Genomic DNA, 18,032 nt, shown 5'->3' with positions numbered 1-18,032 from the left:
CAAGCGCCGCACAAGGCTACTGACTGGAGGAACCGACGAATGAAAAACATGCTCACCCTGGCGGCAATTCTCCTTGCGATCTCTGCGGGATCCGCAGCCGCGCAAAGCGCGGTCGGCGGTCCGAAGAAGCCAAGCAATCTCGGCGGTCCCACCGAGCAGAAGAACCCGGTGGTTCGCACGACGCCGGCTGCCGTATCAACGCCTCCAGCATCGCCGCCAAAGCGATTGCCAAGGAAATAGCGGCACGCTCCGGCAATTGAGTTGGCTTCCGGGATTCACGCTGATCGGCTCGATGAGACCCATATGAAAAACACAACGCGTCTGCTTCTCATCGCTGCGGCCGGTGCCATGATGGCGTCGGTTGCCTGCGCGGCGCCTGTTCAGGTCACGCGGCTGTCGCCGCGAGGCCCCGCAAGCGTCGTTCGGATACGGCTCGCTTGTGACCAGAACTGCCATTGCTGGCAGACGCGCTATCAGCGGCGAAGCTATCGCCGGACAATCGACGATCAGGAGCGTCAGGATCCGAATTACTGCCCAAATGGAGGGCACTATAACGGCCATTACCGCACCGGACCGACCACCGGATTGAGCTTCGAAAGCCGCGTTCCCGTGCGATCATTGCCGTTTCCATTTTGATCGACGGGGCTCGCACGATGATTGCTGGGCCGCCGCGATCAGCGAAGGCGCCTACCAGATGACGACCGCGCAAACCAGCGCCAACGGCACCGCGGCGCCGCCGATCACGACCCACCTGCGCATATCAGCGGGATCTCTGGAATACCTGAATATCTGGACGGCGACGAAGAGGCAGACCGCGGCGCCCAGGATGATGCGAAACAAATCCGATGGCGTCTCGTAGGCCGACCAGATGGTTTCGTTTTGCGGGCTTGCGACGCGAGCAGTGATGACCACCACAAGGGTCAGAAACAGCGACCGCAGGATAAGACCGAGGAAACGCATATGGCGTCCTGATTCACGCTCCTGAGCAACGTTAGCACGAATCTGGCCGAAAAGCATTCATTTGGCAGCCCTCTTCCGGCTCCAGACAAAATCCCGGAGCTTTGCCCCGGGATTCTGCTTGCGCTGAAGGTTAGCGGTGTCAGGCCTGAGAGTGGCGCGCCATGAAATTGTCGTAGCCGACTTCGGCGACCTGGAACCACTGATAGCCGTTGTTGGAGAACGTCGTCAGCGAGTCATAGACCTTCTTGAAATTGGCATTGGTCGCCGAAACCTCGGCATGCAGCTCCTTGGCGGCCTTGAAGGACGCTTCCATCACCGCAGACGGGAATGGGCGCAGCTTGGTGCCGGCCGCAAGCAGCTTCTTCAGTGCGAGCGGGTTGGCCTGGTCGTAGCGCGCCATCATCCAGTTGTTGGCGAGATGGCCGGCCTGCTCGAGCACGAACTGATAGTGCTTCGGCAGCGCGTTCCACTTGTCGAGGTTGATCATCGCGACCAGCATCGGGCCGCCTTCCCACCAGCCGGGGAAATAGTAGTTCGGCGCGACCTTGTAGAAGCCGAGCTTCTCGTCGTCATAGGGACCGACCCACTCGGCCGCATCGATGGTGCCTTTTTCCAGCGCCGGATAGATGTCGCCGCCGGCGAGCTGCTGCGGCACCGCGCCGAGCTTCTGCATCACCCGTCCGGCAAAGCCGCCGATGCGGAATTTGAGGCCTTTGAGATCGTCGACGCTGCTGATCTCCTTGCGGAACCAACCACCCATCTGGCAGCCGGTGTTGCCGGCAAGCAGCGAGGTGACGTTGTAGCTCTTGTAGAACTCGTTGAGCAGCTCCTTGCCGCCGCCCAGCATGAACCAGGCCTGGTTGAGCCGCATGTTGGGCCCGAACGGCACCGAGGAGCCGAAGGTGAAAGTCGGGTCCTTGCCGAAATAGTAATACGGCGCGGTGTGCCCCATCTCGACCGTGCCGTTCTGCACGGCGTCGAGCACCTGCAGGCCCGGCACGATCTCGCCGGCGGCAAAGGTCTGGATCTGGAACTTGTTGTCGGTGGCTTCACCCACCGCCTTGGCCATCAGCTCGGCGCCGCCGTGCAGCGTGTCGAGCGACTTCGGCCAGCTCGTCGTCAAGCGCCATTTGAGCTCCGGCATCGACTGCGCGATCGCGGGAGCTGCGACCGTTGCCGCGCCTGCGACACCTAAACCCGTGACCTTGATGAAATCTCTGCGCTTCATTTGCTTCCCACCCTGTGTGATTGTGTTGTCCGAGCGTCGACTGCTTGCGATCGTCGCGCTGCGTTTCTTTGCCGTCATGACCGGTGACCGATCAGGCGCCGCCTTCGTGCCGAGGCTTCGGACGCGAGCATGGAACATCCCCTCGGCGAATGCCAGACGCAAAAAACCCGGCCTCCTTGCGGGGGCCGGGCTACTTAGGTCGAAGCTCTTGGCGCGTTCTCTTCTCGCGAACGCTCGGAGCGCGATCAGCCGCGGGTGCGCGAGCGGATCATGAAGCTGTCGAAGGTGTATTCGGCGACCTGCCACCACAGATACTGGTCGGAACGGTACGTCTGCATGGCGTCGATCGACTTCTTGAAGTCGGCATTCTTGGCCGAGATTTCACCCCACAGCTCGTTGGTCGCCTTGAGGCAGGCCTCGAGCACTTCGTTGGTGAACGGACGCAGCTGCGTGCCGCCGGCAACCAGCCGCTTCAGCGCCGAGGGGTTCTGCATGTCGTAGCGCGCAGCCATCCAGGTGTTGGCGTTGGCGGTCGCGTTGGTCAGGATCGCCTGGTAGTTCTTCGGCAGCGCATTCCACTTTTCGAGGTTGCAGTAGGCATGCACGGTCGGGCCGCCTTCCCAGAAGCCCGGATAGTAGTAGTACTTGGCGACCTTCTGGAAGCCGAGCTTCTCGTCGTCATAGGGACCGACCCACTCGGCGGCGTCGATGGTGCCCTTCTCCAGCGCCGGATAGATGTCGCCGCCGGCGAGCTGCTGCGGCACCACGCCGACCTTCTGCAGCACCTGGCCGGCGATGCCGCCGATCCGGAATTTGAGGCCCGAGAGATCGGCGACCGTCTTGATCTCCTTGCGGAACCAGCCGCCCATCTGGGTGCCAGTGTTGCCGCAGGGGAAGCCGATCACGCCGAACTTCTTGAAGAACTCGTTGCCGAGCGCCTCGCCGCCGCCTTGGTACCACCAGGAGTTCTGCATGCGGGCGTTGAGGCCGAACGGCACCGACGCGTAGATCGCAAAGGTCGGGTCCTTGCCGACATAGTAGTAGGACACGGTGTGGCACATCTCGACCGTGCCGTTGGAGGTCGCGTCCAGCGCCTGCAGGCCGGGGACGATCTCACCCGCCGCGAACACCTGGATCTGGAACTTGTTGTCGGTCATTTCGGCGACATACTTCGCCACCTGGTCGGCACCGCCATAGATGGTGTCCAGCGACTTCGGGAAGCTCGAGGTCAGGCGCCATTTGATTTCAGGCGAGGACTGCGCAATCGCCGGCGCAGCAACCGCCGTCGCGGCAGCACCGGCCGCAGAAACTTTCAAAAAATCACGACGCTTCATCGTAAGGCTTCTCCTTGAGGGGGCGTTTCCCGGTGTCCGCAAGCAATTCTCCGGCAGGAGGCTTGAGGCCAGCCGGGACGCTCTGGGTCGGCCCTTTACCACGGAAGGCGGCCTCACGGAAACGCGACAATGGCATGACCGCACCAATTAAACGAAAGTCTGATGGCGCGGGAAATTTGCCGGAAAATGCGGGCTCAGGCTGCGGCAACGACGGCTTGCAGCGGCTCGCGGACCTTGCCACCGTCACGCGGTAAATCGCCGCGTGCGGGCCGCCCGGCCGGCGCTCAACCACCGGGCTCCCGTGGCAATCAGCGGCGCGTCGCCTCTCGCGCCTTCTTGGCTTTATCGGCCAAATGCCGCCCACGCCGGATCCAGCTTTGCGCGGTTGTCTTGCTGACGCCAAACGTCTTGGCGATCGCCATGGCGGCCTCCCCGATCGAGTCGGATTTCTTCGCAACGTTGAATGCCATGCGGGAGGCCTCTTCGCGCTTCTCCCGCGTCAGGTGCTTACGGCGTTGTTTGTTTGCTTCGCGTGATGCTGCCATGTCGCTGGTCGCCTCACGGCCCCTCCCCGCATTACGGCTACCCGTGCCCGCCTTCAATTGACGGAACGGTGGTACGATTCGGCCAGTGCTGGACAAACATACAGGCCGGACGCGATTCAGCAATCGTCCAAGGGCGACAGGCCTGTGAAGAAAGGCCGCCCGGATCCCGGCCTTTGAGGCCCACCGGCTGACCGGGACAACAGCGCGGGCTCAGGCGGCGGCGATGACGCCTTGCAGCTGCTCACGGACCTTGCTGCCGATCGCGCGGTAGATCGCCGCGTGCGGGCCGTCCGGTTCGCTCTCGACCACCGGGTTGCCGGAATCGGAGGCGGCGCGGATGGCAATATGCAGCGGGATCTCGCCGAGGAACGGCACCCCGAGCTTCTCGGCCTCGTGGCGGGCGCCGCCATGGCCGAAGATGTCCGAGCGCGTGCCGCAATGCGGGCACTGGAAATAGCTCATGTTCTCGACAATGCCGAGCACCGGTACATTGACCTTCTTGAACATCGCCAGTCCCCGCCGCGCGTCGATCAGGGAGAGGTCCTGCGGCGTCGAGATGATGACAGCGCCCTTGAGCGGGACGTTCTGCGCCAACGTGAGCTGGGCGTCGCCGGTGCCGGGCGGCATGTCGACGACCAGCACATCGAGCGTGCCCCAAACGACGTCGCGCAGCATCTGGGTGATCGCCGACATCACCATCGGCCCGCGCCAGATCATCGCGGTGTCCTCCTCGACCAGGAAGCCGATCGACATGATCGACAGGCCGAAGCGCTGCAGCGGGATCATCTTCTTGTCGTCGTTAAGCTGCGGCTTCTCGCGGATGCCGGTCAACCGCGGCACCGATGGGCCGTAGATGTCGGCGTCGAGCAGCCCGACGCGCAGACCGATGTCGCGCAGGCCGAGCGCAAGGTTGAGCGCCGTGGTCGACTTGCCGACCCCGCCCTTGCCGGAGGCAACCGCAATGACAGCGGAGATGCCGGGGATCTCGGCCTGCCGCGCCATCGGCGATTGCGCGCCAGGCGGGTGCGGATGACGGTGCGCGGACGCAGGCTGGACACCGCCGGCCGGCCGCGGCGCAGGCGCCGCACCGCCCGCCTTGCGCTCCGCGGTCAGCGCGATCATCGCGACGCTGACGCCGGGAATGGCGCGCACGGCGTTCTCGGCCTGCGCACGCACGCTCTCCCAAGCGCGGGCTTCCGCGGCATCGACATTGATCGAGAAGAACACCTTGCCGTCGGTGACCGTGATCGCCGACAGCACATTGGCGTTGGTCAAGGCTGTGCCGCGCGGCGACATCACCTTGGCAAGGCAATCGAGAACCTGTTGCTGCGTCACGCTCACCGCGCATCTCCTGGAAAGTTCAAGAGACTTCCCATAGAGCGTTGCAGCGCAAAAGGCTACCTCGCTCCGACGTCGTCCCGCCGCTCGGCCGGCGCTGCGGCGCCGCCCTCCTTGGCGGCCTCGTAATTCAGCTCGATCATGACCCCGTTGGGGTCGTTGACGAAGATCTGCCAGAGGTCGCCGCCGGGAACCTGGCGCGAGTCGAACTCCATGCCCTTGGACTGCAGCCGCTTCCGCATCCCGTCAAAGCCCTGACTGGCAAAGGCGACGTGATGGACGACGCCCGAGTCAGGCTTTTGTGCCTCGTCGGTCGCGGAAATATCGACCAGATGCACGACCGCCTTGCCCTCGCTGTACATCCACGCACCGGGGAACGCAAAGTTCGGTCGCGCGCCCTTTTCCAGGCCCAGAACGTCCTCATAGAAGCGCACCGTGGCGGTGAGATTCCGGGTCCGAATATTGAAATGATCGAGCACACCGACGCTCATGCCCATGCGAGACACTCCCTTTTTTGTGAGGTTCTTTGGTGGGCCGATCCTAGCACAAAACCGGGGTCTGCCATCCAACGAAGCCGTTGCCCTCCGCTGCGCAGGGGGTATGGTGCGGCTCCTTCCATGGACGGAATGCCCTGCCCGCCGCGACGTTTTCCGGCGGTCTCAAGGGCGATCACCACGGCAAATCACAAGGTAACAGACATGGCTAAAGTCGCTTTCCTCGGTCTCGGCGTAATGGGTTTCCCGATGGCGGGACACCTCGTGAAAAAGGGCGGCCATGAGGTCACCGTTTACAACCGGACCGCGGCGAAGGCGAAGGACTGGGCCGACAAGTTCGGCGGCAAGACCGCGCCGACCCCGAAGGCGGCCGCCGAAGGCCAGGATTTCGTGATGTGCTGCGTCGGCAACGACAACGACCTGCGCGCGGTCACGATCGGCCCCGACGGCGCCTTCGCCGGCATGAAGAAGGGCGCGACCTTCGTCGACCACACCACCGCCTCCGCCAAGGTCGCCCGCGAGCTCGATGCCGCCGCCACCAAGGCCGGCTTCAAGTTCGTCGACGCGCCGGTGTCCGGCGGCCAGGCGGGCGCCGAGAACGGCGTGCTGACGGTGATGTGCGGCGGCAGCGAAGACGCCTACGCGGGCGCCGAGCCGATCATCACCGGCGCCTACGCGCGGATGTGCAAGTTGCTCGGACCGGCGGGCGCCGGCCAGCTGACCAAGATGGTCAACCAGATCTGCATCGCAGGCCTCGTGCAGGGCCTGTCCGAGGGCATCCACTTCGCCAAGAAGAGTGGCCTCGACGTCGCCGCCGTGATCGAAACCATCTCCAAGGGCGCAGCGCAGTCCTGGCAGATGGAAAACCGCTACAAGACCATGAACGAGGGCAAGTACGATTTCGGCTTCGCGGTCGAGTGGATGCGCAAGGACCTCTCGATTGCACTGGCGGAAGCCCGCCGCAACGGCGCCACCCTGCCGGCGACCGCGCTGGTTGACCAGTTCTATGCCGAGGTCGAGAAGATGGGCGGCAAGCGCTGGGATACGTCGAGCCTGCTGGCGCGGCTGCAGCGCTAGCTCCCCTACAATCTGGTCATGCCCGGGCTTGTCCCGGGCATCCACGTCTTTGGATCCACGCGAAGCAAGGCGTGGATGGCCGGGAGAAGCCCGGCCATGACGACGGGAAATTGTCAGGCTCGGAGTGCGAGCGGACATCATCTGCGATTGCCCCGCGCACCGGCGGGGTCGTCCTGCCCCAGCGGCGTCGCCTCTCGACTTTGGTCGGCGCGGACGCGATTGCGCCCTGACATTGCACAACGGCGCGGCGCCCGGGCAAAAGTTAATTTAACCTCCGGTTAACGCCTTTCTTTAGCTCTTTAAGGTAACGCTTAATGAATTAGCGTCACAGATAGACAATGCAAAAGGCGCGCGCGGTTCGCGCGCAGGATTTGTGTTGTTGATGAGTAATCCCGCAGAAAAGCCTGAAGTTGTACAACTTCCGGCAGGACCTCAGGTGACGGTGCCGGTCAACAGCCGGCGCGTCGCAGCACAGCGGGTGCGCGAGGCGCGGGATCGGTTAACGTCAACCAGTGGAACCCGCCCGGCGTTCGACGCCGAACTGCTCCGGCAATATGCCCAGACCCGGATCTCGGCGTCCTACGTCGTGATGCTGCTCGTGGTGGCAACCGGCGTCCTGTTTGGCCTCTGGATGAAGCCGATCGTGGCCGGCGCCTGGACGGTCGGCATCCTCGCTGTCCATCTCGCCATCATCCGCAGCTGCGCCCGCTTCCTCGCCGAGCCGACCTCCGTCGCCGTGACCCGCAAATGGCGGACCCGTTTCGTGCTGCTCGACCTGCTGTATGGCCTGTGCTGGACCGCGATCCTGATCCACCCCGCCGGGCGCGATCTCTCCTCCAACACGCTGATGATGTTCCTGATGCTGCTGGTGATCGCGGTCTCCAGCATGCTGGCGGCGAGCCTGCCGATCGCAGCGCTCGCGGCGACCGTTCCGGTGACGGTCGGGATCGCGCTCGACCTCGTGCTCAACGGCGCGTTCGACAATTACGTGCTGGCGCTGCTCGCGCTTGCCGCCGAGGGCTATTTCGCGCTGCTGGCGCACCGCCTGCATTCGACCACGCTGGCGACGCTGGAAGCCCGCGCCGAAAAGGACGCGCTGATCGGCGAACTGGAACAGGCCAAGGCGATCTCCGACGAGGCGCGGCACCGCGCCGAATCCGCCAACGTCGCCAAGTCGCGCTTCCTGGCCCAGATGAGCCACGAACTGCGCACGCCGCTCAATGCGATCCTCGGCTTCTCCGAGGTGATGAAGAGCGAGATCTTTGGTGCGCATGCGGTGCCGGTCTACAAGGAATATTCCGCCGACATCCATAATTCCGGCGTGCACCTGCTCAATCTCATCAACGAAATCCTCGATCTGTCGCGCATCGAGGCCGGCCGTTACGAGCTGAACGAAGAGGCCGTAGCGCTGGTGCATGTCGTCGCCGACTGCCACCATCTGCTGAAGCTGCGCGCCTCCAGCCGCGGCATCACCATCCACGAGGTGTTCGAGCACGGCATGCCCCGGATCTGGGGCGACGAGCGCGCCATCCGCCAGGTCGTGCTCAACCTGCTCTCCAACTCGATCAAGTTCACCCCGCAGGGCGGCGAGATCTGGCTGAAGGTCGGCTGGACCGCGTCGGGCGGGCAATATCTGAGCGTCAAGGACACCGGAAGCGGCATCGCCGAGGACGAGATCCCGGTCGTGCTGGCCTCGTTCGGCCAGGGCTCCAACTCAATCAAGTCGGCGGAACAAGGTGCGGGCCTTGGACTGCCGATCGCGAAGAGCCTGATCGACATGCATGGCGGCACCTTCACGCTGAAATCGAAGCTGCGCATCGGCACCGAGGTGATCGTGACCTTGCCGCCGGAACGGGTGATGAGCGCGCTGGCGCCGATGACGGAAGAAGCGCCGCCGGTGCAGCCGGAGCCGGCCGAGCCCTCAATGGGCGCCGACCGGAAACGTGTGCGCCGCAAGTCCATCATGAGTGCCGGCACCGGATTGTAGAGCATGTCGCGGACAATCGTGACGCGGTTTTCGCTGCCAATGAATCCGAGGCGTTCGCGCCAACACCATGCTCGCGACAAAAAGCCGAGGCGTGATGGCGCATCCCGATTCGACCGACTTGCACCGGCGGCTGAAACGGTTCAACAGTTGAAGAATGAGCTCAGAAACGCCGTGTATCGCAGTCTGCATGATCGACCCCAGGACGAAGCTCTGCTTCGGCTGTGGTCGCACGCTTCCGGAGATCGCACGCTGGCACAAGATGGACCGCGCGGAGCGGCTGTCGGTCATGGCGAATTTGCCGGCGCGGATGGCCGAGGCCGGGCTCGAGCACATGGAGCCGCGTCCGAAGCGCGCGTGACCACCGGAGCGACCGGAGCCGTACCGTGACCCGCATCCTCCTTGTCATCCTGCTCTTGATGGCAACCGCGGGCGCCGTTGTCACCTACGGCGATCCCGACCAGATCGCGCGCGCCAGACAGAATCTGACCCAGATCTTCGGCCGCAGCATCGCCGCGCCGGCCGCCGCGCCTGCCCCCGCGGTGCAGATTGCGCGCAGCCAGGGCGGCGAGTTCGCGTTCCGCGCCAAGATCAACGGCATCAGCGCACCGATGGTGATCGACACCGGCGCGACCTCGGTCGTGCTGACCTGGGAAACCGCCAAGGCGATCGGGCTGCCGACCGACATGCTCGAATACAATGTCGACCTGGAGACCGCCGGCGGTCACACCAAGGCGGCGCGGCTGACGCTCGATCGTCTCGCGGTCGGCAAGCTGGTCGAGAAATCGGTGCCGGCGCTCGTGGTGCAACGCGGGCAGATGAAGACCAACCTGCTCGGCATGAGCTTCCTCGACCGGCTCGAAAGTTGGGGGGTCCGCTCCGACACACTGAGCCTCACCGGATACCCCGACGTCACCGGCAGCATCAACACCTCGGCCCGTCACCGGCGCCCGCGCACGGTTGTCGACTAGGCTGCGCCAGCGATCAACGCAACGAAGGCCGGAGCGGCTTGATACCGTCTCCTCTGCATGCACGTGGCAGTCTCGGCGCGCCCCCATAAAGCCTGATTGCCACTTGATGTCCGGTGTCTGCGCGATGCGGATCAACTTCCGCAGTGACCAACGGTATGAATGATCTGCAGTCGCAGCGTCGAAAACGAACATTGTACGACTCACAAAAAGTGGCTCTACTATTCCTTACTTTCTGTTTCAGCGCGTCGGCACGCTACGTGTTTGAGAACAGCGCGGTCAGAGGCCCAGAATTTCCGATCTCGCATGCCGGACGGCAAGATATTTCCGAGATCAATTGAAAAATAGCATCAAGCTACTGTCTGGGCAGGTGGGGCAACCATGAACGTTCGATCCGGTTTTCTGGACTCCATTGGCAATACGCCATTGATCAGGCTGCGCGCGGCGTCGGAGATCACGGGCTGCAACATCTACGGCAAGGCCGAATTTCTTAATCCCGGCGGTTCGATCAAGGATCGTGCTGCCCTCGCCATCATCAATGACGCCGAGCAGCGCGGCCGGCTCAAGCCGGGCGGTGTCATCGTGGAAGGCACGGCCGGCAACGTCGGCATCGGCATTGCGCTCGTGGCCAATGCGCGCGGTTATCGATCCGTGATCGTGATGCCCGATACGCAAAGCCAGGAAAAGAAGGACATGCTGCGGCTCTGCGGCGCCGATCTGCGCCTGATGCCCGCCGTGCCATCTTCCCACCCGGACCACTATGCGCGTTATTCCGGTCGCCTCGCCGAGGAACTGGGCGCGTTCTGGGCAAATCAGTTCGACAACGTCGCCAACCGCGACGGCCACTACCGCACGACTGGTCCCGAGATCTGGCAACAGACGGATGGACAGATCGATGGCTTCACGTGTGCCGTCGGCAGTGGCGGGACGTTGGGTGGAATTGCGCGCGCCCTCAAGGAGCGAAATCCCGACGTGAAGATCGCGCTCAGCGATCCCATGGGTGCCGCCCTCTACAACTGGTTCACAAAGGGCGAGCTGACGACGGAAGGTGAATCGATCACAGAAGGCATCGGCCAGGTCCGTGTGACGAAGAACCTCGAAGGCGCGCCGATCGACATGGCCTACCAGATCGCTGATGAGGAGGCACTACCCGTCCTGTTCGACCTGGTCGCGCATGAGGGGTTGGTACTGGGTGGTTCGAGCGCGATCAACGTCGTGGGAGCGATGCGGCTTGCACGCGACCTTGGTCCAGGCAAGACCATCGTCACCATCCTTGCGGATGGTGGCCAGCGCTACCAGTCCAAAATCTTCAATCCAGATTTCCTGCGCAAGAAGAATCTCCCGCTCCCGGCCTGGATGACGTGACGCGGGAGCGAACCTGGCACAAGCGCTCCGGAAGTACCACCAGCCTGCCGCTAGCGGTCGTCGTCGTGGATCGATGACGGATGCCGGCACAACGGCGTGACCTGTATCTCCATGAACGGAAACAGCGGCAGGCTGGACAGCATGTCGTGCAGTTCCTGGGCGCCGGATACGTCGAAGATGCTGACATTGGCATAGCGTCCGGCCACCCGCCACAGATGGCGCCAGGCCCCCGTACGCTGCAACTCCATGGCACGGGCACGCTCGGCCTGCTTCAGCGCATCGACCTTCTCGGCCGGGAGATCGTGCGGAATCCGCACGTCCATTTCGACGTGAAACAGCATGATGATGAACTCTCTCTGCAAGCGATGAAGCGGTAGCGCGAAAACGGACTGGAGCCGCCGCGCGACCGCGGCGGCTCCATCGCTCTGTCTACCAGATCGTCAGCGTTGTCGTCAGCCTTGCACCAGACCGCGGCTGACGAGGTTGATGTCATCGGGGTTGACGAGGTCCTTCGCCGTCCAGCCGGAGACGTCGTAGTCGCTCATGCAGTCGCGCACGAAATCCTGCATGGCGCCGAGGTCGCCGGTCGCGCTCGCGGCCATCAGCGTCTCGACACGCAGGTTCTCGTAATTGCCCGCGTAGTTGCGCTCGTAGAGTTCGTGCCGGCCGCCGAATTCGGATCCGACCGCGTCCCAGAGCAGCTTGAGCAGCTTGATCCGATCGATCGCGGCGTAACCGTTGGAGCCGCGCACGAAGCGGTCGAGATAAGGCCTGATCGCCTCGCTCTCGAGGTCGGCCGAGCTTGACGGAAGATAGATCAGGCCGCTTGCGACATGGCGCTCGATCAGCTCCTTGATCCGCGGATAGGCCATCGGGGCGAAGACGCGATAGGCCAGCCCGTAGTTCAGGTTGGGCAGATTGTAGCCCTCGGTCCCCTGCCAGGCGATCGGCGATTTCACCATCGCATCCGAAATGCCGTGGAACAGATTGCGCCAGGCGATCACCTCGCCCACCGCCGTCTGCACGCCGCGGAAATCCTTCGATCCGGTCGCCTCCACCGCCATCGAGAACAGGCCGGCAATGAAGTCGAGCTTGACGGCAAGCCGCGTCACCCCGTGCAGCGTAAACCGCGGGATGAAGCCCGACGCCGGGAAGAACTGGTTGATCTTGTCGACGTCGCCATAGATGAAGACGTTCTCCCAGGGCACCAGCACCTTGTCGAAAACGAGGATCGAGTCGTTCTCGTCGAAGCGGCTCGACAGCGGGTAGTCGAACGGCGAGCCGGTCGCGGCCGCCGTGAATTCATAGGACGAGCGGGCGATCAGCTTGACGCCCTTGGCGTCCATCGGCGCCGTGAAGATCAGCGCGAACGACTTGTCCTTGATCGGGATGCCGTAGTGGGCGATGAAATTGTAGTGCGTCAGCGCCGAGCCGGTCGCAACCACCTTCGCGCCCGAGACGATCAGGCCGGCGTCGGTCTCCTTCTCGACATGCATGAAGACGTCGCGCACGTCCTCGATGGCGCGATCGCGATCGATCGGCGGGTTGACGATGGCGTGATTCCAGAAATCGAGCCGCTCCTGGGTCCGGGCATACCATTTCTTCGCGTTGCCGGCGTATTCGCCATAGAAGCCCGAATTCGCGCCCAAGGTCCCGAGGAACGCTGCCTTGTAGTCCGGCGAGCGGCCCATCCAGCCATACGCAACCTTCTGCAATTCGGCGATCGCGTCGCGGCCCTTGATCAGGTCGTCGGACGTTCGCGAGCCCAGGAAGAACGGATGGGTCAACTGTCCCGAACCAGTGTCGGTCAGAACGCCGATCTGATCCTTCTTCTCGTGGAAGCGGTCGTACCAGCGTGCCACCATCCGCGCCGAATTGCGGAAGGCGGGATGCTGGGTGACGTTCTTGACGCGCTCGCCGTAGATGTAGATCTCCCGGCCGTCCTGGATGCTGTCCAGGAATTCTGCGCCGGTATAGACGCTGGTGGTTGACGCAGGCGCATCGGCCCGCAGGGCAGCTGCAGTAGTCATGGGTTTCTCCTCCGCTTGTGTCGTTGGACCGGAGGGCGTTGCCACCCCGGCCCGGACCATCCCGTCACGCTCTTGGTTGGCGTGACGTCGGCGGAAAAGCTACGCGCTCACCCGGAGTGGGCGAAAGGTATCACACCATACCGCGCGAACCGACGCGGCTCGGGCTATGACTCAGGTGGCACGGACCGAACGGCAATGATCGTCCGGCCGACGCAACGCCGCAGCTGACGCAGCAATCGCGCAGCACGGCAAGGGAGCGAAACCGGAGCGAGCCATGAGCAAAGGTTTGGGCAAGGGTCTGGGCAAGCGTTTTGACAACGCTGCTGACGCTTTCCATCGCAATGGGGAATTGGCCCTCGACGCCTGCGTCGTGACGATCGGCGCGTTCGACGGCGTTCATCGCGGCCACCAGGAACTGCTCCGGCAGACCATTGCGGCAGCGCAGCGCCGCGGCGTTCCTGCGGTGGTCTACACCTTCGATCCGCCGCCGAAGGTGTATTTCGGCCAGGCCGAGGCGCTGATCTCGCTGCGCGAAAAGCTCGAGCGCATCGCAACATTCGCACCGGACCACATCGTCGTCGCCGATTTCAACCAGATCTACGTCCGGCGCACCGCGGCCGATTTCCTCGCCGAGTTGCAGCTTTTGCAACCGCGTGAAGTGATCGTCGGCGAGGACTTCCGCTTCGGGTCCTGCAAGGGCGGCACCGCGCAGCTGCTGCGGCAACACTTCGACACGCGCATCCTGCCGCCGGTGCGCTGCGGCAACGGTGAGATCGTCTCCAGCAGCCGGATCCGCTCGCTTCGGCGATCCGGCCTTGCCGCCGCCGCGGCAGCGCTGGAAAACTGGCGGGACATCGTGACCGCGTCGCCTGCCAATCGATCCAGCCTGGCCGAACTCGAGGTCATCAACCCATGACCGCCATCGATCCGCGCGAGCTGCGCAATGCCTGTGGCCAATTCGGCACCGGCGTCACCATCATCACCACGCATTGCGAGGGACGCGACCATGGCATGACGGCCAACGCCTTCATGTCGGTCTCGCTCGATCCGCCACTGGTCGCGATCTCGATCGCGAAAAGCGCGAAGATGCTTTGCAACATCCAGAGCACCGGCCGGTTCGCGGTCAGCGTGCTCGCCGAGGGCATGGAGGATCTTGCCTGGCATTTCGCAGGCAAGCCCAGGCTCGACCTCTGCGACGTCTTCGAACGCCGGAACGAGCTACCCGTCATCGCCAACGCGGCGGCGTATTTCGTGACCGATCTTGCGGATGAGATCGTCGCGGGCGACCACACGATCTTCCTCGGCCGTGTCCGCGAGATGTCGCTGGAGCCCGGCAAAAAGCCGCTGCTGTTCTGCCGCGGCCGCTTCGGCGGCCTGGCCGACCCGCACCCCGCGCCCGCGACGCTGGAGAATGCTGCTTACGAATTTGTCTGGTGAGACCGCCAGAAGATATTCCCGAAAACGGGGATGCAAGTTCGATCCAAACTGCAAGAAAAGGAGGAAACGACCATGCTGAACGTCAACAAGGACACCATCACCGACCACGTGATCGCCGCGCTCTCGAACGACATTCCTGATCGCAACCGTCAGATCATGACGAGCCTGATTCGCCACATGCACGCGTTCTGCAAGGAGGTCGACCTGACCTTCGCCGAGTGGTTCGCCGCGTGCGAATTCCTGCGGCGCGCCGGCGACATCTCGGACGAGAAGCGCAACGAGTTCATCCTGATCGCTGATATTCTCGGCGTCGAGGTGCTGGTCGACATGCTCGACCACCGGGTCACCGATGGCGAGAGCGAGTCCACCGTGCTCGGGCCGTTCTACCGGGAGAACCCGCCGGTGCTGCCGAAGGGCGCCTCCATCATCAAGAAGACGTTCGACAACGCGCAGACCGTGAAGGTCAGCGGGCGCATCAGCGACACCGCGGGACGGCCGATCGAGGGCGTCACGATCGACGTCTGGGAAGATGCGCCGAACGGGCTCTACGACCTGCAGGACCCTGAGCAGCCGGCCTATAATCTGCGCGGGCGGTTCACGACCGACGCCAACGGCGAATACGCCTTCGTGGCGCTCCGCCCCGAGCCCTACCCGATCCCCTATGACGGCGCCGGCGGCGAGCTCTTGAAATACATGGGCCACCATCCCTGGCGCCCGGGCCACATCCACTTCATGCTGTCGAAGGACGGCTATCAATCGCTGATCTCGCAGATCTACGATTCCGAGACCAAGTATCTCGACAATGACTCGGTGTTCGCCGTGAAGCAGAGCCTGATCGGCAAGTTCGCCAAGGCACCGGCCGGCGCCGACACCGATCTCGTTCTCGATTTCGACTTCAAGCTCAAGAAGGCGGCGGTCGAGCGCCTCGTCGCGGCCGAGTAATCCGCACCACGCCCTGCCGGGCTCGAAAAGCCTGGCAGGGTTCACTTTGAACTGACCTGCGAGGACCTATGAGTCGTGCCGTGATCGAAATCGCCGAGCCCGTGGAGCAAGTGCGGAACTTAGCAAGGGACACTGCGATCCGCAGTATCCGCGCCACCATCGTGGAAGCGCCGACCCGCCGGCGGCACAAGCTTTCGAACACGGAGGTCACGCATCAGGGCTACGTTCTGGTGCGCGTCCTGCTCGACAATGGCGTGACGGGTATCGGCGAAGCCTCGACGCTCGGCGGGCCGCGCTGGGCTGAGGAGAGCGTGGAATCGATCAAGGCTGCGGTCACGAATTACCTGGCGCCGGCGCTGCTCGGGCAGCCTGCCCTCGCCTTCGAGGCCAATGCGCTCCGCATGAGCAAGGCCGCGACCCGCAATTTCGCGGCTAAGGGCGCCATCGAGTCCGCCCTGCTCGACGCCGCCGGCAGGACGCTCGGCCTCCCGGCCAGCGCGCTGCTCGGGGGTGCGGTTCGCCAGCGCATGGAAGTGATCTGGGCGCTGGCCTCGGGCGACAGCGGCCAGGAGCTGGAGGAAGCAAAGGACAAGCTGCGGCGCCGCGAACACCGCCAGTTCAAGATCAAGTTCGGCTTCAACCGCCCACCGGCCGATCTGAAGCGGTTGCAGACGCTGCGCGCCGGCCTCGGCGACGAGGTGCGCCTGATCGTCGATGTCAACCAGGGCTGGACCGAGGCCGAATGCATCCGCTTCATGCCCGCGCTGGAGGAACTGAACGTCGCTCTGGTCGAGCAGCCGGTGTCGGCGCTGCAGTTGGAAGCCATGGCGCGCGTCGCGGCCCGCACGTCCATCCCGTTGCTTGTCGACGAAGCGGCCTTCACCAAGGAGGAGATCGCCCGCGTCGCGACGATGGGTTGCGGCAGCGTCTATTCGCTGAAGCTCGTGAAGAGCGGCGGCCTGTTTGAATTGAAGCGTGCCGCCGCGGTCGCCGGCGCGCACGGCCTCGAGCTCTACGGCGGCTGCCTGCTGGAGAGCAGCATCGGCGCGGCCGCGCATCTTGCCGCATTCGCCACCCTGCCCAGGCTCGAATGGGGAAGCGAGCATTTCGGTCCGCGGATCCTCGTGGAAGACCTCGTCGTCAACCCGATCAGATTCGACGAGTTCGAGATCTGTGTGCCCGATGGCCCGGGCCTCGGCGTCGAGGTCGACGAGGACAAGATCCGCGCCTTCGCCCGGAAGGACTAGCCAGATGGCGTCGTCCCCGCGGACAATTGACAATCCAGGGATGCCCGCACAGTCTTCCCGCCGGAACCACCGTCTCGATCATGCGCCGATGACCACGCGATATCAAACCCGGCAGGCGTTTCCCGCAGCTTCCGCGGAAGCGCGCAGACAAACGTTCGGCTGACCGTGACCGATCGCGACGACGTCATGGATCTGAGGCGACTGGTCTACTTCGTCGCCGTCGCCGAGGAATTGCATTTCGGCCGCGCCGCATCACGGCTCGCGATCGCCCAGCCGCCGCTCAGCCGGCAGATTGCACAGCTGGAAAGCGATCTCGGCGTCGTGCTCATCGACCGGAGCCGAAGCCAGATCCGTTTGACCCAGGCCGGCAGCGTTCTGCTGGAACGTGCACGCGATGTGCTGGAGCGGCTCGACCGCACGCACCGCGAGATCAAGCGGATCGGCGAGGGTTTTTCAGGGCACCTGCGCGTCGCCTTCGTCGGATCCGCGACCTATGGCGTGCTACCCAACGTGATCAAGGCGTTTCGCTCGGCCTATCCTGACGTCGAACTCGCGCTGTCGGCGATGAACAACGCCGAGCAGAAGCGCGCGGTGATCCAGCGCGAGATCGATATCGCCGTCGCCCGCCCCTCGCTCGACGACGAGGAATTGAAGTCGGAGCCGCTGCTGCAGGAGCCGCTGATCCTCGCGCTGTCCGACACCTCGCCCTTGCTCGAGCAGCAGGTCACGCGGCTGGCTGCGCTGAAGGCCGAGACCTTCGTGCTCTACCCGCGCAAGCCGCGCCCGAGCTTCGCCGACCACATCCTCAATATCTGCCTCGAAGAGGGCTTCATTCCGAAATCGCAGGTACTGGCCCAGGATTATCAGACCGCGATCAGCCTGGTGTCGGTTGGCGTCGGCATCGCGCTGGTGCCGCAATCCGTCTCGCAGGCGGAACGCCCCGGCGTCGCCTATCGCGCCTATGAGGGACATAATCCCGGCACCGCGCTGTCGCTGAACTACCGGCGCGACAACCGGATGCCGCACCTCTTCAACTTCCTGAAAATCGCGCAAGACGTCGTGCGGCGTCAGCGCAAGCAATAA

18 protein-coding genes are annotated in these 18,032 nt (G+C 63.9%); 10 read left to right on the top strand and 8 right to left on the bottom strand.

Annotated features, from left to right (window positions below):
• Positions 1-687: 687 nt before the first annotated feature.
• The 6 genes from ACVIGB_RS50175 to ACVIGB_RS50150 all read right to left on the bottom strand — a co-directional run bounded on the left by ACVIGB_RS50175 (position 688) and on the right by ACVIGB_RS50150 (position 5,902).
• Positions 688-1,017, bottom strand: a complete 330-nt coding sequence (locus tag ACVIGB_RS50175; protein ID WP_092125554.1) for a hypothetical protein — start codon at positions 1,015-1,017, stop codon at positions 688-690.
• 82 nt (positions 1,018-1,099) lie between these two features.
• The gene (locus tag ACVIGB_RS50170; RefSeq protein WP_456723655.1) at positions 1,100-2,188 is read right to left on the bottom strand and encodes a TRAP transporter substrate-binding protein; all 1,089 of its coding nucleotides are present in this window, start codon (positions 2,186-2,188) and stop codon (positions 1,100-1,102) included.
• A 245-nt stretch (positions 2,189-2,433) separates the two neighbouring features.
• Positions 2,434-3,522, bottom strand: a complete 1,089-nt coding sequence (locus tag ACVIGB_RS50165; protein WP_456723656.1) for a TRAP transporter substrate-binding protein — start codon at positions 3,520-3,522, stop codon at positions 2,434-2,436.
• Positions 3,523-3,830: 308 nt separating this feature from the next.
• Positions 3,831-4,067, bottom strand: coding sequence for a hypothetical protein (locus ACVIGB_RS50160; RefSeq protein WP_456723657.1), 237 nt, complete (start codon positions 4,065-4,067; stop codon positions 3,831-3,833).
• 210 nt (positions 4,068-4,277) lie between these two features.
• Positions 4,278-5,408, bottom strand: a complete 1,131-nt coding sequence (locus ACVIGB_RS50155; RefSeq protein ID WP_092125550.1) for an Mrp/NBP35 family ATP-binding protein — start codon at positions 5,406-5,408, stop codon at positions 4,278-4,280.
• Between the two features lie 56 nt (positions 5,409-5,464).
• Positions 5,465-5,902 (bottom strand): VOC family protein, encoded by a 438-nt coding sequence (locus tag ACVIGB_RS50150; RefSeq protein ID WP_456723658.1) that lies wholly within the window; start codon positions 5,900-5,902, stop codon positions 5,465-5,467.
• A gap of 201 nt (positions 5,903-6,103) precedes the next feature.
• Here ACVIGB_RS50150 and ACVIGB_RS50145 point away from each other — a divergent pair, with 201 nt between their 5' ends.
• The 5 genes from ACVIGB_RS50145 (at position 6,104) to ACVIGB_RS50125 (ending at position 11,293) form a co-directional block, all read left to right on the top strand.
• Complete coding sequence (locus ACVIGB_RS50145; RefSeq protein ID WP_456723659.1) at positions 6,104-6,976, top strand: NAD(P)-dependent oxidoreductase; 873 nt, start codon at positions 6,104-6,106, stop codon at positions 6,974-6,976.
• A gap of 382 nt (positions 6,977-7,358) precedes the next feature.
• The gene (locus ACVIGB_RS50140) at positions 7,359-8,963 is read left to right on the top strand and encodes a sensor histidine kinase (RefSeq protein ID WP_456723660.1); all 1,605 of its coding nucleotides are present in this window, start codon (positions 7,359-7,361) and stop codon (positions 8,961-8,963) included.
• 154 nt (positions 8,964-9,117) lie between these two features.
• The gene (locus ACVIGB_RS50135; protein ID WP_092125546.1) at positions 9,118-9,321 is read left to right on the top strand and encodes a DUF1289 domain-containing protein; all 204 of its coding nucleotides are present in this window, start codon (positions 9,118-9,120) and stop codon (positions 9,319-9,321) included.
• A gap of 25 nt (positions 9,322-9,346) precedes the next feature.
• Positions 9,347-9,931, top strand: a complete 585-nt coding sequence (locus ACVIGB_RS50130) for a TIGR02281 family clan AA aspartic protease (protein ID WP_092125545.1) — start codon at positions 9,347-9,349, stop codon at positions 9,929-9,931.
• A gap of 378 nt (positions 9,932-10,309) precedes the next feature.
• Positions 10,310-11,293, top strand: a complete 984-nt coding sequence (locus ACVIGB_RS50125) for a cysteine synthase A (protein WP_456723661.1) — start codon at positions 10,310-10,312, stop codon at positions 11,291-11,293.
• 50 nt (positions 11,294-11,343) lie between these two features.
• On the opposite strand, the gene catC is transcribed toward ACVIGB_RS50125, so the two are convergent.
• The gene (gene catC / locus ACVIGB_RS50120) at positions 11,344-11,634 is read right to left on the bottom strand and encodes a muconolactone Delta-isomerase (RefSeq protein ID WP_456723662.1); all 291 of its coding nucleotides are present in this window, start codon (positions 11,632-11,634) and stop codon (positions 11,344-11,346) included.
• A gap of 111 nt (positions 11,635-11,745) precedes the next feature.
• Complete coding sequence (locus ACVIGB_RS50115; RefSeq protein WP_456723663.1) at positions 11,746-13,323, bottom strand: 4-hydroxyphenylacetate 3-hydroxylase N-terminal domain-containing protein; 1,578 nt, start codon at positions 13,321-13,323, stop codon at positions 11,746-11,748.
• A 274-nt stretch (positions 13,324-13,597) separates the two neighbouring features.
• Between ACVIGB_RS50115 and ACVIGB_RS50110 the strand changes: the two genes are divergently transcribed.
• The 5 genes from ACVIGB_RS50110 (at position 13,598) to ACVIGB_RS50090 (ending at position 18,032) form a co-directional block, all read left to right on the top strand.
• Positions 13,598-14,239, top strand: coding sequence for an FAD synthetase (locus ACVIGB_RS50110; RefSeq protein ID WP_456723664.1), 642 nt, complete (start codon positions 13,598-13,600; stop codon positions 14,237-14,239).
• Positions 14,236-14,760, top strand: coding sequence for a flavin reductase family protein (locus ACVIGB_RS50105; RefSeq protein ID WP_456723665.1), 525 nt, complete (start codon positions 14,236-14,238; stop codon positions 14,758-14,760). The genes ACVIGB_RS50110 and ACVIGB_RS50105 overlap by 4 nt, the downstream gene beginning before the upstream one ends.
• A 72-nt stretch (positions 14,761-14,832) precedes the next feature.
• Positions 14,833-15,702 carry an intradiol ring-cleavage dioxygenase gene (locus ACVIGB_RS50100; protein WP_176532048.1) on the top strand — a complete coding sequence of 290 codons (870 nt, stop codon included), beginning with the start codon at positions 14,833-14,835 and terminating at the stop codon, positions 15,700-15,702.
• A gap of 68 nt (positions 15,703-15,770) precedes the next feature.
• Positions 15,771-16,949 carry a muconate/chloromuconate family cycloisomerase gene (locus ACVIGB_RS50095; protein WP_456723666.1) on the top strand — a complete coding sequence of 393 codons (1,179 nt, stop codon included), beginning with the start codon at positions 15,771-15,773 and terminating at the stop codon, positions 16,947-16,949.
• 186 nt (positions 16,950-17,135) lie between these two features.
• Positions 17,136-18,032: a LysR family transcriptional regulator gene (locus ACVIGB_RS50090; RefSeq protein WP_456723667.1), complete on the top strand. Its 897-nt coding sequence runs from the start codon at positions 17,136-17,138 to the stop codon at positions 18,030-18,032.

It is taken from the genome of Bradyrhizobium sp. USDA 4341 (assembly GCF_054063755.1).
Note: the sequence above shows the minus strand (reverse complement) of the source record. Positions and strands in the feature narration are given on the sequence as shown.